This is a genomic window from Streptomyces sp. SID10853, assembly GCF_010548145.1.
GTDB lineage: Bacteria > Actinomycetota > Actinomycetes > Streptomycetales > Streptomycetaceae > Streptomyces.
In genome coordinates this window covers 1-15,695 of the sequence record NZ_JAAGLN010000165.1, presented here as the reverse complement: position 1 = coordinate 15,695, position 15,695 = coordinate 1, and the positions used below count along the sequence as shown (strand labels likewise).

The window sequence follows — 15,695 nt, the reverse complement described above, 5'->3', positions numbered from 1 at the left end:
GTCGTCGCCGCGGCGGTGGGCGTGGGCGGCTGGCTGGCCACGTCGTCGGGCGACGACGGCGGACCGGCGCCGCAGGACAGCCACCGGTCGGCGCCGTCAGGACCGTGAGGGGCGCCGGCCCCGATCACCGGGCCGGCCCCGATCACCGGGGCCGGGGACCGTCCCCGCTGCAAGCCGTTACGCTGGTGACGTGGCAGTCGTCGATGTATCCGAAGAGCTGAAGTCCCTCTCCTCGACCATGGGGTCGATCGAGGCCGTCCTGGACCTCGACAAGCTGAGGGCCGATATCGCCGTGCTTGAGGAGCAGGCCGCGGCGCCGTCCCTGTGGGACGACCCGGAAGAGGCCCAGAAGATCACCAGCAAGCTTTCGCACCTGCAGGCCGAGGTCCGCAAGACCGCGACGCTGCGCGGGCGGATCGACGACCTGGGTGTGCTCTTCGAGCTGGCCGAGGCCGAGGACGACGCCGACACCCTGGCCGAGGCGGAGTCGGAGCTGCTCGCCGTGCGCAAGGCGCTCGACGAGATGGAGGTCCGCACGCTGCTCTCCGGCGAGTACGACGCGCGTGAGGCGCTGGTCAACATCCGGGCGGAGGCCGGCGGCGTCGACGCAGCGGACTTCGCCGAACAGCTCCAGCGCATGTACCTCCGCTGGTCCGAGCGGCACGGCTACGGCACCGAGGTCTACGAGACGTCGTACGCGGAGGAGGCCGGCATCAAGTCGACCACCTTCGTGGTGAAGGCGCCGTACGCGTACGGCACGCTCTCGGTCGAGCAGGGCACCCACCGGCTCGTCCGTATCTCGCCCTTCGACAACCAGGGGCGCCGCCAGACGTCCTTCGCGGGCGTCGAGGTGCTCCCGGTGGTGGAGAAGACCGACCACATCGAGATCGACGAGACCGAGCTGCGCGTGGACGTCTACCGCGCCTCGGGCCCCGGCGGCCAGGGCGTCAACACCACGGACTCCGCGGTCCGGCTGACGCACATCCCCACCGGCATCGTCGTCTCCTGCCAGAACGAGCGCTCGCAGATCCAGAACAAGGCCAGCGCGATGAACGTCCTGCAGGCGAAGCTCCTCGAACGCCGCCGCCAGGAGGAGCAGGCGCTGATGGACTCGCTCAAGGGCGACGGCGGCAACTCCTGGGGTAACCAGATGCGTTCGTACGTCCTGCACCCGTACCAGATGGTCAAGGACCTGCGTACGGAGTACGAGGTCGGCAACCCGCAGGCGGTGCTCGACGGTGAGATCGACGGCTTCCTCGAGGCCGGAATTCGCTGGCGCAAGCAGCAGGAGAAGTAGACCGCGTCTCCCGCACCGCCGAACCAGCGCTTTATCGACATAGTCAGTAGAGGAACTGCCGTCCTGGAGACGGCAGTTCCTCTACTGCGTCACAGTCGTATTCCCGTACGCCGGGCAAGTCATTGCATTTCAGGCATCGCGCCCGCAACGGCCTTGACGCGTTCCTTAAAACTGGGAAAAGTGACACTCGGCATGCGTAATTCTGGGGCGCGTGTGATCGGGGGGACGGACCACACGATCCCTACGGCCTGCCTGCCCCGTGCGCTGCACCATTGACAATGAGCTACTGGGGGTAGCAGCCAGATGACCAAGAAGACGCGGATTCGCGTAGCGCGCATAGCTGCAGGCGCAGTGATCGCCGCAGGCGCTTCGCTGACCGCCGCGGGCGCGGCCCAGGCCGCGGACATCCACCTCCCCGGCCTCACGATCCAGACCGGCGACGACGCCGACAGCGGCGGCTCTACCGGCGAGCCGTGCTCGCCGATCGACCCCACTTGCTCGGACTCGGGTGGCACCAATGGTGGTGACCAGTCCGGTGGTACGGACGGTGGTGACCAGTCGGGCGGTACGAACGGTGGTGACCAGTCGGGCGGCACCAACGGTGGTGACCAGTCCGGTGGTACGAACGGTGGTGACCAGTCGGGCGGTACCAACGGTGGTGACCAGTCCGGTGGTACGAACGGTGGTGACCAGTCGGGCGGTACCAACGGTGGTGACCAGTCGGGCGGCACCAACGGTGGTGACCAGTCGGGCGGTACGGACGGTGGTGACCAGTCCGGCGGTACCAACGGTGGTGACCAGTCCGGTGGCACGAACGGTGGTGACCAGTCCGGCGGCACCAACGGTGGTGACCAGTCCGGCGGCAGCAGCACGGGCGGTGACACGACCGGCGGCAGTGGCGACAACGGCGGTACGTCCGGCTCCACCAGCGGTGGCCACCACGGCGGCACCTCGGGCTCCACGAGCAACGGAAGCTCCTCCACCGGTGGTTCGTCCACGACCGGTGGTTCGGCGACCGGTGGTTCCTCCAGCACCGTCACCCAGCCCGACAACCTCGGCTCGCAGCCGGTCGAGCAGGGCAAGCCCAAGCAGGAGCTCGCCGAGACCGGTGCGGGTGAGACCACGTTCCTGATCATCGGTGCCGCGACGATGATCGCCGGCGGCATCGGCTTCCGTATGCTGCCGCGTCTCGCCGGCCGCGGCGGAAACCTCGCCTGAGGATTCGGCACGTAGTCGGCGCGCAGTCAGCGCGTACGAGGAAGGGCCCCGGGTTCCGATCGGAACCCGGGGCCCTTCCCCATGCCGTACGGCTGGACGGACGCGGTCAGACGGTCTGGTGGGCGAGCAGAGCGAGCGCGGCAAGCACGACTATCAGCGCTCCGATCAGAACCAGCGGGCTCAGTCCGCCGAAGGGGCCCTCCTCCTGCTGGAGGCGCTCTCTGCTGGCCCGGCAGACCCGGCAGCGGCCCTCACTGACAGGGGACGCGCAATTGGCGCACACCAATCGGTCGTAGGTCATGCGCACTCCTCCCATGCGGCGGAGCCGTTCCACGCGCTGTCACTCCCGACAACGCCCGGCGAACCGCAACTGTTCCCCTTACCACTGTGCCAGCTCCCGCGCGTTTCGGCGCGCCCCGCCGGATTCCGCCCGGTCCGTACCCGGGGCCAACGTGGACATACCACGCATCGGCGGATGCTGCATGCGGGCACACTCCGGCTTCGCGTAATGTCACGCTCACCTATTCCCGGCCGACGTGGTGCACTCGTGATCCGATTCGACAACGTCTCCAAGACCTACCCCAAGCAGAACCGCCCCGCCCTGCGGGATGTCTCCCTTGAGATCGAGAAGGGGGAGTTCGTCTTCCTGGTGGGTTCCTCCGGTTCAGGCAAGTCGACTTTTCTGAGGCTCGTCCTGCGTGAGGAGCGCACCAGCCACGGCATGGTGCACGTCCTCGGCAAGGACCTCGCGCGCCTGTCGAACTGGAAGGTGCCGCAGATGCGCCGCCAGCTCGGCACGGTCTTCCAGGACTTCCGGCTGCTGCCGAACAAGACCGTCGCGGAGAACGTCGCGTTCGCGCAGGAGGTCATCGGCAAGCCGCGCGGTGAGATCCGCAAGGCCGTGCCCCAGGTTCTCGACCTGGTCGGCCTCGGCGGCAAGGAGGACCGGATGCCCGGTGAACTCTCCGGCGGTGAGCAGCAGCGCGTCGCCATCGCGCGGGCCTTCGTGAACCGCCCCATGCTGCTGATCGCGGACGAGCCGACCGGAAACCTCGACCCGCAGACCTCCGTCGGCATCATGAAACTGCTGGACCGGATCAACAGGACCGGGACCACTGTGGTGATGGCCACCCACGACCAGCAGATCGTCGACCAGATGCGCAAGCGCGTCATTGAACTTGAGAAGGGCCGTCTCGTGCGCGACCAGTCGCGTGGCGTCTACGGCTACCAGCACTGAAAGGACGCCATGCGCGCCCAGTTCGTCCTGTCGGAGATCGGCGTGGGTCTCCGCCGCAATCTCACGATGACCTTCGCGGTCATCGTCTCCGTCGCCCTGTCCCTCGCCCTGTTCGGCGGGTCGCTGCTCATGCGCGACCAGGTGAACACGATGAAGGGCTACTGGTACGACAAGGTCAACGTCTCGATCTTCCTCTGCTCCAAGGGTGATGTGGAATCCACCCCGAAGTGCGCCAAGGGTCCGGTGACCGAGGCGCAGAAGAAGTCGATCGAGACCGATCTCAACAAGATGACCGACCTTGTTCAGAAGGTCAGTTACGAGAGCACCGACGAGGCGTACAAGCACTACCAGCAGGAGTTCAAGGGCGCCCCGATGACGGGCTCCATCACGCCGGACCAGCTCCAGTCGTCGTTCCGCGTCAAGCTCAAGGACCCCACCAAGTACAAGGTGATCGCCACCGCGTTCGCCGGCCGGGACGGTGTCATGACCGTCCAGGACCAGCGCGGCATCCTGGAGAACCTCTTCGCGCTCCTCAACGGCATGAATGTGGCGGCGCTCTGTGTGATGGCCCTGATGCTGGTGATCGCGCTGATGCTGATCGTGAACACCGTGCGGGTGTCGGCGTTCAGCCGCAGACGCGAGACCGGGATCATGCGCCTGGTGGGCGCGTCCAGCTTCTACATCCAGATGCCGTTCATCATGGAGGCCGCGTTCGCCGGTCTGCTGGGCGGACTTGTGGCCTGCGGGATGCTGCTCGTCGGCCGCTACTTCCTGATCGACCACGGCCTCTCCCTGCACGAGAAGCTGAACTTGATCGACTTCATCGGCTGGGACGCCGTGCTGTCGAAGCTGCCGCTGGTGCTGGCGATCGGGCTGCTGATGCCCGCGCTGGCCGCTCTCTTCGCGTTGCGCAAGTATCTGAAGGTGTGAGACACGCCCTGTGCGCCGTGGGGTGAACGCCCCGTACGGCGCACGGGCGTCGGTCTACAGTGGTCGCCATGTCAGGCCCGGAATTCGTCGCGCCGCCCCGCAGCCTTCGCCGCGGGGCGGCTCTGACTCTGGTCTTCGTGAGCGTCCTCGCTACGGCCGCCGCCACCAACTCCCTGCCGGGAGACGAGCGGACGCCCCGGCCGGCCCGTACCCGCAGCGCCGCTTCCACCGTCGACGGCGCCGAACTCGCCAGGGCTGCATCGGACGCGGCCGCCGACGGCAAGTCGGGGACGAAGGCCGCCGAGGGTGTGGTCAGCCGCAGCGGTGACCGCTGGGGCGCCGTCTACGACCGGAGCGACTTCGAGCAGTTCGAGGACTCCCTCGACGGCCAGTACACCGGCGTCGGCCTGCTGGCCAGGCGCGGCCGCGACGGCCGGATCGAGGTGGCAGGCGTCCAGCCGGGCGGCCCGGCGGCGCGGGCCGGTCTGCGGGCCGGTGATCTGCTCCGTACGATCGACGGCCGCCAGGTCGGCACCAGGCCGGTGACCGATGTCCTCTCGCAGCTGCGCGGCGGCGACACCGCGTCCGTCCCCGGTACGCCGGTGGTCGTCGGCGTACGGCGTGGCGACGACACCGTGACGAGGACCCTGCGCAGAGCCAGGCTCACCACCCGGCCGGTCACCGTGGGGCGGCTGCCCGGCCGGGCGACGCTGATCAAGGTCACCGCCTTCACCAAGGGCTCGGGCGCCCGGGTGGTCAAGGCCGTCAGGGCCGCGCCCGCGGGCGGCGGCATCCTGCTCGATCTGCGGGGGAACAGCGGCGGCCTGGTCACCGAGGCCACGACGGCGGCCTCCGCGTTACTGGACGGCGGTCTGGTCGCCACGTACGACGTGCACGGCGCACAGCGCGCCCTCTACGCGCGCCGGGGCGGCGACACCGACCGCCCGCTGGTCGTGCTGATCGACGGCGGCACGATGAGCGCGGCCGAGCTGCTCACGGGGGCCCTCCAGGACCGTGGCCGGGCGGTCACGGTCGGTTCCCGCACCTTCGGCAAGGGCTCGGTGCAGATGCCGAGCGCGCTGCCTGGGGGAGCGGTGGCGGAGCTCACCGTCGGCCACTACCGCACACCCGCGGGCCGCAGCGTCGACGGGAAGGGCATCACACCGGACGTGACGGCGGGCGAGCGGGCCCAGTCGAGAGCCGAGACAGTATTGAGTGGCCTCGGGGGAGGGGCTTAGTGCGAAAATGGACGCACTATGGCTAAGGAAACCGGGCGGAAGATGATCGCCCAGCACAAAAAGGCACGGCACGACTACCTCATCCTCGACACGTACGAGTGCGGTCTCGTCCTGACCGGGACCGAGGTGAAGTCGCTGCGGATGGGCCGGGCGTCCCTGGTCGACGGCTTCGTCCAGATCGACAACCACGAGGCGTGGCTGCACAACGTCCACGTACCCGAGTACACCCAGGGCACCTGGACCAACCACAGCGCGCGCCGGAAGCGGAAGCTGCTGATGCACCGCATGGAGATCGACAAGCTGGAGTCGAAGGCACAGGAGTCGGGCCACACGATCGTGCCCCTGGCGCTGTACTTCAAGGACGGCCGGGCGAAGGTCGAGATCGCGCTGGCGAAGGGCAAGAAGGAGTACGACAAGCGGCAGACCCTGCGTGAGAAACAGGACCGCCGCGAGACGGACCGGGCGATCTCGGCGGTCCGCAGGAAGCAGCGCGCCTGACGGGCGGGCCCGGTACGGGCGACCTGCGGGGAATACAGTGGCACCGTCGTGCGTTGGTCACGTACGATGGCACTGCACCCCACGGGGCGCGGTACCACCTTGAAAAATCAACATGGGGATGATCGGTTTCGACAGCGGCTGTTGAAGCAGGTGAAGCGAGCCGAGGAAGCGGCAATGATCTCGTAAACCATATGTCGCAAAAAATAATCGCCAATTCTAAGCGCGATTCCCAGTCCTTCGCCCTCGCTGCCTAATAAGCAGTGACTGAAGGACCCTAAATGGGTGTCAGCCCGGGGAAGTTCCCGACCCGGATCCTGGCATAAGCTAGGGAACTAAACCACCGGTCCCGGTCACGGGGATCGGTGGGAAATCAAACAGTGACTGGGCCTGTCGGAGACTTGTTCGCGAGATCTCCGGGGCCGAGAAAATCGCAGCGAACTGCGCTCGGAGAAGCCCTGGTTCTGCACCGTTGGACGCGGGTTCGATTCCCGCCATCTCCACCACCCCATGTGTGGCTCATGCCCTGCCGGATCATTCCGGTGGGGCATGAGCCTTTTCTGCGTGCGGGAGGGGTTTCGCCGGCCTTCACTCGCTGGGTGCAGCCACCTTGGCGGGAAGCTGAGATGGGCGGTCGCATTTGGCGTCTTTGTGGGAGGCCCTGGCGAAGTCGAGGGCCAGGTCGACGAAGTCCTGGCGGATCTGTTTGTCCGAGCCCTGCATGGGCTTGAAGGCCAAAGCGGTGACGGTCAGATTGTGGGGCTGCCCGCTTGAGCTCTCGTGGGTGTAGCAAGGGACATCGATGACGGCCAAGGCGGGGCCCGAGACGCCCTTGATGCCAGCGTTGAAGTAAGAGGTCTCGCCACTTCTGGGTGGTACATGGTTTTTTTCCCACTCGCGCCAAGGCATTTCGACGCCCATTTTGGCCGTGAGTTGAAGTAGTTCCTTTTTGTCGCCGTCCACTGTGCAGCTGATGTTGTACGACCAGTCCGGTTTGTTGTCGGAGGTCACGCTGAAGCGATAGCGGTCAGCCTGCGGGAGACTTGAATCGAGAGTATCGGCCACCGCTCGTTTATTCGATACATTGCTGCAGACGTCGGAGGAATTTATATGTCCGCGCGCCCCGTCGAAGGCTCCGAGTAGATAGGCGAAGAGCAGTCCGATGCAGACAACGGTAGTGCCGGCGGCTGAGCTGTATATGAGCAATTTGCGGTTGCGAGGCACTGTAGACACCTGATCGCTCTCGAATTAGTTGGTAGAACCGTCGGCATTACTCTGACCGACGAGGCTGTACGCAGCACGAAATCCCTTGCCGGCCTCATCCCCGGCCCAGTCCGTCAACCGCTGACTCGCGGGAGGGCCCCCTCGCTACCGTCGCCGGGTGAAGTGCCAGGCGGTCCACCGCCGAGGTCTTTCCGTGTGGCTGCGGTCTGTCCGCAGGGGGCGGGCGGTCATTCCCGGTGCACCCGCGTTCGCGCAGTTCGGTGCCGGGGCCCGGGAATCCGCGTCCCGGTGGGGTGCGCTCCTCTTTAAAGGAACGGGAGAGAACCACTACCCAACCCAGCCGTTCCCCTCCCAACTTCCCCCGTCACACGTACGGGTGACGGCGCAGTCGGTTGTCGTATCGGTGGGGTACGGTCTGCCGCAGCAGCACCAGTGCGTACTCACCAGCACGTGTTCACTGCCAGGTGCTCACCACCACAACCGAAAACAGACGGCCCCCGACAGGACGGCAATCCTGGCCGAGGGCCTGACCATCAGGAAGAAAGAGCTTCCCCATGGCTGATCCGCAGTCTAGCGCCGGCATGTCCGCCCTCCACGAGGGCGTTCCGCGAGCCGGTGTCCTCCACGTACGTCACCGTCACACCGACCGGTTCACGGTGATCGGCAACCATCTCGCCCAGCACCCGCGTCTCTCCGCTACCGCGATGGGTCTTGCCCTGCACATCCTGTCGCTCCCCGATGGCGCCTCCGTCACCGCCAAGGCACTGACCTTGCGCTTTCCTGAGGGCGAGACGACCATCCGCAGATCGCTCAATGAGCTTGAAAGCGCTGGTTACTTGGAGCGGCGGCGGGTCCCGTTGGGCGGTGGGCGCGTTGCCACCCGCACCTTCGTCTATGACAAGCCGGGGTGTGCGTCTGAGCCGGACCGGATCACGCCGTCGCCGCCCGCCCCGTCGTCCGCCCTGCCGCCCGCCCCGTCGGCCGTCGCGCGGGCCGGTCGTACGCTGCCCGCCACCGGTTCCGTGCGGCGTCCCGTCGTCCCCGTACAGCCCCGGCCGCCGGTATCGGCCCCGCCGTCACCGGCACCGTCACCTCCGCCGCCCTTCGCTGCCGGCCCCGCCGCTGATCTTCTGGCCCGGCTCCGGGTGGCCGACCCCCGGCTGCTTCTCTCCGCCCGTGATATCGAGCGTCTCGCCCCGGCCGTCGAGAACTGGTTCGCCCGAGATGCCACGCCCGTCCAGGTCACGCGCGCTCTCACCGCGAACCTGCCGCGTGAGCCCGAGCCCATCCGGCACCCGGCACGCTTCCTGGCACACCGCCTTGCCACGTTTCTCCCACCGCCGCTTCCGGCCCGCCCCGCGCGGCGACCCCTCGCCCCGCTCCGTACCTGCGACGGCTGCGAACGCGCGCACCGCACCCATGACCCCGCCGAGCTGTGCGTCGACTGCCGTCCAGCAGCCCGTGCCGTGGCCTGACGGCTGTCCTGAGGTGAGGAATACCGCATGAGCTCCGCATGTAAGGAGGAGACACCTTGGCAGGCCAGGCCCACCCCTCCATCCCCGTTCGCCGGGGGCATCTGCGTGAGGCAGCCGAGGGCATCGAACAGGCCACAGGCATACGCGTCGAGATCATCGGGGGGACTCTCGTGACGTCCCCGAGCCCCAGCGGCAAACACGCCGGGATCGTCATCGATCTTCGGGACGCGATCAGGCCCGGGCTGGCCGCCGCGAGTGAAGCGTTCGAGAACGTGTCCGTTCCGATGGCCGATGACCCGGACGACTACGCGACGCCGGATCTGACCATCGGCCCGCGCGCGTTCAAGGACGCGGATGGCCGGCTGCTGGACGCTGACGCGGTCGAGCTGGCGGTGGAGGTCATCTCGCCGAGCGAACGGCTCAAGGGCATCAACGAGAAGACCGCGTGGTACGCCGCCGCAGGGGTTGCGCGATTGCTGCAGATCGATCCGCGTACGGGGACATGGTCGCTTTTCACCCGGCCCCGTACGGACGCGTACCAGGGGGTCGTCCATGGTACGTACGGCGAGCCGGTACCGCTGCCCGCCGAGCTCGGCGGGGATCTCGGCACCAACGGGCTCTCCCGGTACGGCCTGCGCCAGAGGCTGTCCGGTTCCAGGAAACCGCCCGTACGCGGGGCGCAGTGGCGGGCCGGACCCGCCACTGCGCCCCGGGTGCTTCCCGCGCCCCGGTCCAGCCGGTCCTACTCGACGACCCGCACCGCACCCGAAGGGCAGAGCATGCCGGCCTCACGTGCTGCGGCGTGGTCTGTGTCGTCCGGATCGGTGGTCAGTACCGCCACCAGGCCGTCGTCGTCCTGGTCGAAGACCCCCGGTGCCGTCAGGGCGCACAGGCCCGCGCCCACGCAGACCTCCCGGTCGGCCGTCACGCGCATGGTTGCTCCTTTCGCCGTGGTCACCAGGTGACCGGGAGTTCGTTCACGCCCTGGATCGTCGTACCCGGACGCAGGGTCAGCTGGTCGACCGGCACCGTCAGGCGCAGGTTCGGCAGGCGTTCGATCAACGCCGTGAGGATGATCTCCAGTTCGAGGCGGGCCAGGTTCTGGCCGAGGCACTGGTGGACCCCGTAGCCGAACGCCAGGTGGTGGCGTGCCTCGCGGTGCACGTCGAAGGTGTCAGGGTCGGCGAAGACCGAACTGTCCCGGTTGGCTATGGAGTTGGTGACGATGACACCCTCGCCCGCCCGGATGCACTGGCCGTCGATCTCGATGTCGGCCGTCGCGATGCGCGCCCCGGCGATGTCCGCAATCGCCAGATAGCGCAGCAGCTCCTCCACCGCACCCGGCACCAGTGCCGGGTCGGCGCGCAACGCCTCGTACTGGTCGGGGTGTTCGAGGAGGGTGATGACGCTGAGCGAGGTCATCGACGCCGTCGTCTCGTGGCCAGCCACCAGCAGCAGGATGGCCGTCGCCACCAGTTCGTCGCGGTCGATCGTGCCCTTCTCCAGCTGCTCCGTGACCAGCGTGCTGAGCAGGCCGGGACCGGGCTCGGTGCGCAGGGTGTCCACCAGGCCGCCGAGATACTCCTCCAGTTCGTCCCGGGCGGCCAGGGATCCGGCCGCGTCCGGTGACTGGATCAGCCGCCTGCTGGCGTCCTGGAAGTAGTCGTGGTCGGCGTAGGGCACGCCGAGCAGCCGGCAGATCACCATGGACGGCACGGGCAGCGCGAACTGGCTGACGAGGTCGCCGGTCGGCCCGGAGGCGATCATCCTGTCCAGGAAGTCATGCACGATCTGCTCGATGTCGGCCCGCATGCCCTTGATGCGCCGGACCGTGAACTCGCTGATCGTCATACGCCGCTTCGCCCCGTGCTCGGGCGGGTCCATGCCGATGAAGGCCGCCTGGCGCTGCTTGAAGCCCAGCACGCGCTCGGAGGTCGCGGGGAAGGAGACGTGTGTCCGGTCGGACGACAGCCGGGGGTCGGACAGCAGCTTCCGCGCCGTGTCGTACCCGGTCACCAGCCAAGCCTGCCGGCCGTCGAAGAGGGTCACGTGCTGGAGTGATCCCTCCCGGTCCCGCAGCTCGTTGTACTGGTCGGGGAGGTGGTAGGGGCAGGTGCGGTCGCTGGGGAAGGCGGGTGCACCTGACGGGGGCGTCGTAACGGTCTCGGTCATCGTTCCCTCGATGTGCTCGACGCTTAAAGAACGGTCAGTTCTCTAATCGGAGGCTAGGCTGACTCGTCCGAGGTCCACAACGGGTGTTTCGACAAATGGCTGGGAGTCATGCCTCCAACCAACGAGGACGCGCCGGACCGGACGGTCGGCGACCATCGCAGAAACCCTCGCCGCCGCGGGGAGGAGCTGGAGAACGCCATCCTCACGGCGACCGTCGAGGAACTCGCCGACGTCGGTTACGCCGGACTGACGATGGAGCGCGTGGCCGCACGGGCCCGTACGGGCAAGGCCACCCTCTACCGGCGGTGGCCCGGCCGCGCCGAACTCGTCGTCGACGCCTGTGCCGCCCACCGGCTGTCCGACGCCGATCTGCCCGATACCGGTGCCCTGCGCTCCGACGTCGTCGCCGCGTTACGGCAGCTCTCCGCCAAGCTGGCCACCTCGCACGGGGACATCCTCCGCGGGCTGCTGACCGAGGCCATGCGCGACCCCGAATTCGCCCGGCTGGTCCGCGAACGGATCCACACCGCGGGCCCCCCGATCCAGGCCGTCCTGCGGCGCGCTGTCACACGCGGCGAGATCGCCCCGTGGGTCCCCGGATCGCGGCGCGCCACGGTGGCGATCGACCTGCTCCGTAACCACTTTCTGCTCTACGGGGCCCCGATCCCGGAGGACGTCATCACCGAGATCGTCGATGACGTCTACCTTCCCCTTCTCCTCGCGCCGCCGGGCACCTCACCGGGCGCGCCGTCGGGTGTCTCGGCGGGTGCCTCGGCGGGTGCCTCGGCGGGTGCCTCGTGGGGTGCCTCGGCGGGTGGGTCGCCCGGCGCTCCGGACGCTTAGGGCTGCCCGGAACCGGTTCCGGTCCGGGGACGGCCGTGCCGGTGGGGCGTCGGCGGGGGAGCGGGGCGCCGCTCCGCGGCTTTGGCTGAATCGGTCGCATGGCGCGTTCACAGGACGCGGGCATACGACGGGTCCGGACAGGGCGTCCGGATGGTGCGCTGCTCGGGCAGTGCCTTCGGGCCGGGCGTTCGGGTGGTGCGCTGCTCGGGCAGCGCCTTCGGGGCGTGCGTCCGGGCAGTGCCTTCGGGTCGTGCGTCCGGATGGTGCCTTCGGGTCGTGCGTTCGGATGGCGCGTTCGGGGCGTGCGTACGGATGGCGCGTTCGGGTGGTGGGGTCAGTGGTGCGGTCACCGCCGCCGCCCGGCCGTGGCCGCGCACAGCACCAGTGCGAGCGCCGCCGCCGATGCGGGGACCGCGTAGCCGGCGGTGGGGTTCAGGCGTTCCACGACCCAGCCCGCCGTCGCCGAACCTGTCGCTATGCCGCCCAGGAGCGCCGTGACGGACAGGGTCATGCCCTCGTTCAACTGGCCTGGTGGCGTGATGCGTTGGACCAGCGTCATCCCGGTGACCATCGTCGGTGCGGTGGCCGCGCCCGCCAGGAGCAGAGTGGCCGACAGGGCGAGCAGCGAGCCGGTGGCCGATGCCGCGACGAGCGGGCCCGTCATCAGCAGTGTCATGGCGCCGAGACAGCCGAGCAGGCGCCGCCGTACGTGCTGTGCCGGGCGCACCGATCCGTACAGCAGTCCCGCCGCGCAGGAGCCGGCCGCCTGGAACGCGAGGACCATCCCCGCCGCCGAGCGGTGCCCCTGGTCGTCGGCGAACGCGATGGTGGTCACCTCCATGGCGCCGAACACCGCACCGGTCGCCAGGAAGACGGCGATCAGCGGCGGGAATCCGGGGGTGCGCAGCGGGGAGCGGGTCGCGGTCGTACGGGGTGCCGCGGGCGGTTCCGTGGCGCGCTGGGCGGCGAAGACCAGTACGCCGGTGACCAGCAGCACGGCCCCCACCAGGGTGCCCGCCTCCGGGAAGAGCGACGAGCAGAGGAATGCCGCCACCACCGGGCCGAGCATGAAGCAGAGCTCGTCCACGGCCTGTTCGAAGGAGTTGGCGGTGTGCAGGGTCTCCGGGTCGCCGCGGTGCAGATGTGCCCAGCGGGCCCGGGACATTCCCCCGGTGTTGGGGGTGGTGGCGGTGGCCGCGTAGGCGGCGAAGAGCGTCCAGCCGGGTGCGTCGTACCGGACGCAGAGCAGGAGGGCCAGCGAGCCGAGCGCCGCCAGCAGGGTGGCGGGTACGGCGACCCTGGCCTGGCCGTACCGGTCGACCAGGCGCGCCGTCCAGGGGCCGACGACCGCGGTGGCTGCGAGGCCGGCGGCGGTGACGCTCCCGGCGAGCGCGTACGAGCCGCGTGCTCCGGCGATCATGATCACGGCGCTGACGCTGAACATCCCCATGGGGAGCCGGGCGATGAGGTTGCCCGCGGTGAAGGCGCGGGCGCCGGGGGTGGCCAGCAGCCTGCGGTACGGGGCGAGGGCGCGGCCGCCCGCGGTACGGGGGGTGGTAGCGGGTGCGGCGGTGGACCCGGCGGCTGCGGACTCGGTGCGGCCGGGGCCGGGGCTGGGGCTGGGTCTGGGGGCTGAGCTGCCGGTCGCGACGGTGGCGTCGGTGCTGGGTGTCGCGCCGATGGTGCTGGGGGCGGGGGCGGCCGGCCTGTCGGGGGCGGCTGCGGGGGCTTGGGTGCGGGTGGGTTCCGGCTCCATGGGCATCAGCCTCCCGGGCCGGGTGCCGCGCGGTCCAACACCTGTTCGGGGCCCATTGACGCGGCTGCGTTGTAAATTCGGCGGATGCCCCCGCGCCTCCCGGACATCGAGCCCCGTCTGCTGCGTGCCTTCGTCGCGGTCGCGGAGGACCTGCATTTCACCCGCGCCGCCGCCCGGCTCTATGTGGCGCAGCAGGCGCTGAGCCGTGATGTGCGCCGTGTGGAAAGGGAGTTGGGGGCCGACCTGTTCGTCAGGACCACCCGGCAGGTGTCGCTCACGGCTGACGGGGCGCGGCTGCTGCCGTACGCGCGGCGGGTGCTCGCGGCGTACGACGAGCTGGCGGCGGCCTGGACCCCTGATGAGCGGCCTCTGCTGGTCGATGTGGGAGCCCCGGTCGGTACGGCCTCCCAGCTGCTCGCGCGGGTACGTGAGGTGGCGCCCGATATCGAGTTCGTGGCGCGTTTCCACAGTGGCCTCACCGGGGCGGCGGCGGAGATCGTGGCGGGCCGGCTCGATGTCTCGGCCGGCCGGATCGCCGGGCTCGCCCCGGAGGTCCTCGAACTGCTCGACCACCGGCCGGTCCGGTTCGAACGGATGGCGGTCCTGCTGCCCGGCGAACACCCTCTCGCCGCCCTCGGCGAGGTTCCGCTGGCCGCGCTGGCGGGGGAGACGCTGTACGCGGCGGCGGGAAATCCGGCCACAGCGGAGTGGACCGATCTGGCGGCGCGGCTGTTCGCCGGGCGGGGGATCGTGCTGGCTGAGCCCTTCCCGGAGATCGACGGCCCGGCGGAGTTCGCACGCGTGATTCGCAAACGCGGCTGGTCAGTGCTTGCGAGTACGGAGTTCATCGGAGTGCCGGGCATGGTGCTGCGTCCTCTGGTCGATCCCGTACCCCTGTCACCGATCTCGCTCGTATGGCGAAAGTCCTTGCGACACCCGGGACTCCGTGCCCTTCACCAGGTGATTGACGAGGGTGTGGCCGCCCACCGCTGGCTGGACCTGCCCGCCGGAGCCTGGCTGCCTGCCGTGGACATGGCGATGTGCGGGCAGATCAGGGGCCCATATGAGCAACTGTGAACAACCGTCCTGAAATGGCTTGAAGCTGCGCTAGATTCGCCCACCGGACGAGCGAGGCAGGGGGCGCCGTGCGGGCCTGAGTGGGGACTCGGTCCGGCGGTATTCGTCCGGTCAGTGGTGTGCGGTGAATCGACCTTGGGGGGATGTGTGGACAGTGGTGGAAAAATGGCGAGAAGACGCCCGTTTCGGGCAGATGTATGAGCCACATGATGTGACGGTCCAACTCGGCGGACTGGGGCGGGAGTTGCCCGTGCCCGGTGCGCGCTCCGGGCCGGACGGCGGGGACGGGCCTCCGGTCACCGACAGCCCCGTCTTCGTCGACGTGAGTGGGCGAAGGGGCCGGAAGTACCGCCGTATCGGCTGGCTGCTCGCCTTCGCCTGCGCCTCGTACGCGGTGCTGCTGGTGTTCACCGTCGTCGGCGGGGATTCCACCGCGCCCTGGCTCCTGATCCCCGGGCCCGCCGCCGGCAAGAAGGCGGACACCGCCAGGACCCCGGCCGGGCCCGTGGTGTCCCGGGGGCCGGGGACGCGGGCACCGGGAGCCACTCCGGCACCCGGGCCGGTGGACGACGTGTCCACCGATGCACCAGAACCGGCCACCGCCGTCTCCCAGGGGGTATGGGCCGTGGCCCCGCGCCCGGACACCCCGGTCGCCCCGCCTGACAGGGCCGTCAAGGGTGCCGGGGCTGCCGTCTCCCGCGCGCCCGGCACGTCCGGCAGGCCCGCGCCGCCC

The 15,695-nt window shown here is 69.2% G+C and carries 15 protein-coding genes, 1 other RNA gene and 1 pseudogene; 12 read left to right on the top strand and 5 right to left on the bottom strand.

Going from position 1 to position 15,695, the window contains the following annotated elements; translation table 11 throughout:
• Positions 1-190: 190 nt before the first annotated feature.
• Together prfB and G3I19_RS25660 are read left to right on the top strand one after the other, a co-directional pair.
• Positions 191-1,297, top strand: coding sequence for a peptide chain release factor 2 (gene prfB / locus G3I19_RS25665; RefSeq protein WP_164266076.1), 1,107 nt, complete (start codon positions 191-193; stop codon positions 1,295-1,297).
• A 303-nt stretch (positions 1,298-1,600) separates the two neighbouring features.
• A complete protein-coding gene (locus G3I19_RS25660) occupies positions 1,601-2,515 on the top strand; it encodes a hypothetical protein (protein WP_164266075.1) in 915 nt (304 codons plus the stop codon).
• Positions 2,516-2,621: 106 nt separating this feature from the next.
• Here G3I19_RS25660 and G3I19_RS25655 read toward each other — a convergent pair whose 3' ends face one another.
• Positions 2,622-2,816, bottom strand: coding sequence for a hypothetical protein (locus G3I19_RS25655; protein ID WP_164266074.1), 195 nt, complete (start codon positions 2,814-2,816; stop codon positions 2,622-2,624).
• Between the two features lie 246 nt (positions 2,817-3,062).
• Between G3I19_RS25655 and ftsE the strand changes: the two genes are divergently transcribed.
• The 5 genes from ftsE to ssrA all read left to right on the top strand — a co-directional run bounded on the left by ftsE (position 3,063) and on the right by ssrA (position 6,921).
• Entirely contained in the window at positions 3,063-3,752 is a 690-nt protein-coding gene (gene ftsE, locus G3I19_RS25650) for a cell division ATP-binding protein FtsE (RefSeq protein WP_164266073.1), read from the top strand.
• A 9-nt stretch (positions 3,753-3,761) separates the two neighbouring features.
• The gene (ftsX, locus tag G3I19_RS25645) at positions 3,762-4,682 is read left to right on the top strand and encodes a permease-like cell division protein FtsX (protein ID WP_164266072.1); all 921 of its coding nucleotides are present in this window, start codon (positions 3,762-3,764) and stop codon (positions 4,680-4,682) included.
• Positions 4,683-4,750: 68 nt separating this feature from the next.
• Positions 4,751-5,920, top strand: coding sequence for a S41 family peptidase (locus G3I19_RS25640; protein WP_164266071.1), 1,170 nt, complete (start codon positions 4,751-4,753; stop codon positions 5,918-5,920).
• A gap of 18 nt (positions 5,921-5,938) precedes the next feature.
• The gene (gene smpB / locus G3I19_RS25635; RefSeq protein WP_164266070.1) at positions 5,939-6,418 is read left to right on the top strand and encodes an SsrA-binding protein SmpB; all 480 of its coding nucleotides are present in this window, start codon (positions 5,939-5,941) and stop codon (positions 6,416-6,418) included.
• Positions 6,419-6,532: 114 nt separating this feature from the next.
• Positions 6,533-6,921: a transfer-messenger RNA gene (gene ssrA / locus G3I19_RS25630) on the top strand.
• Positions 6,922-7,003: 82 nt separating this feature from the next.
• Here ssrA and G3I19_RS25625 read toward each other — a convergent pair.
• Entirely contained in the window at positions 7,004-7,480 is a 477-nt protein-coding gene (locus G3I19_RS25625; RefSeq protein ID WP_164266069.1) for a hypothetical protein, read from the bottom strand.
• 713 nt (positions 7,481-8,193) lie between these two features.
• Here G3I19_RS25625 and G3I19_RS25620 point away from each other — a divergent pair.
• Positions 8,194-9,114 carry a helix-turn-helix domain-containing protein gene (locus G3I19_RS25620; RefSeq protein WP_164266068.1) on the top strand — a complete coding sequence of 307 codons (921 nt, stop codon included), beginning with the start codon at positions 8,194-8,196 and terminating at the stop codon, positions 9,112-9,114.
• Positions 9,115-9,170: 56 nt separating this feature from the next.
• Positions 9,171-9,695, top strand: a pseudogene (locus G3I19_RS25615) (Uma2 family endonuclease); the annotation flags it as partial.
• 161 nt (positions 9,696-9,856) lie between these two features.
• Here the strand turns inward: G3I19_RS25615 and G3I19_RS25610 are convergent.
• Both G3I19_RS25610 and G3I19_RS25605 read right to left on the bottom strand, forming a co-directional pair.
• Positions 9,857-10,048, bottom strand: a complete 192-nt coding sequence (locus G3I19_RS25610; protein ID WP_164266077.1) for a (4Fe-4S)-binding protein — start codon at positions 10,046-10,048, stop codon at positions 9,857-9,859.
• A gap of 20 nt (positions 10,049-10,068) precedes the next feature.
• Complete coding sequence (locus G3I19_RS25605) at positions 10,069-11,286, bottom strand: cytochrome P450 (RefSeq protein WP_164266067.1); 1,218 nt, start codon at positions 11,284-11,286, stop codon at positions 10,069-10,071.
• A gap of 108 nt (positions 11,287-11,394) precedes the next feature.
• On the opposite strand from G3I19_RS25605, the gene G3I19_RS25600 reads away from it, so the two are divergent.
• Positions 11,395-12,129 carry a TetR/AcrR family transcriptional regulator gene (locus tag G3I19_RS25600; RefSeq protein WP_164266066.1) on the top strand — a complete coding sequence of 245 codons (735 nt, stop codon included), beginning with the start codon at positions 11,395-11,397 and terminating at the stop codon, positions 12,127-12,129.
• A gap of 346 nt (positions 12,130-12,475) precedes the next feature.
• Here G3I19_RS25600 and G3I19_RS25595 read toward each other — a convergent pair whose 3' ends face one another.
• Positions 12,476-13,891: an MFS transporter gene (locus G3I19_RS25595; RefSeq protein ID WP_164266065.1), complete on the bottom strand. Its 1,416-nt coding sequence runs from the start codon at positions 13,889-13,891 to the stop codon at positions 12,476-12,478.
• Between the two features lie 78 nt (positions 13,892-13,969).
• Here G3I19_RS25595 and G3I19_RS25590 point away from each other — a divergent pair, with 78 nt between their 5' ends.
• Together G3I19_RS25590 and G3I19_RS25585 are read left to right on the top strand one after the other, a co-directional pair.
• On the top strand, positions 13,970-14,962 hold the full coding sequence (locus G3I19_RS25590; RefSeq protein WP_164266064.1) for a LysR family transcriptional regulator: 993 nt from the start codon (positions 13,970-13,972) through the stop codon (positions 14,960-14,962).
• 211 nt (positions 14,963-15,173) lie between these two features.
• The coding region (locus G3I19_RS25585) for a hypothetical protein (protein ID WP_164266063.1) at positions 15,174-15,695 on the top strand (522 nt) is incomplete at its 3' end.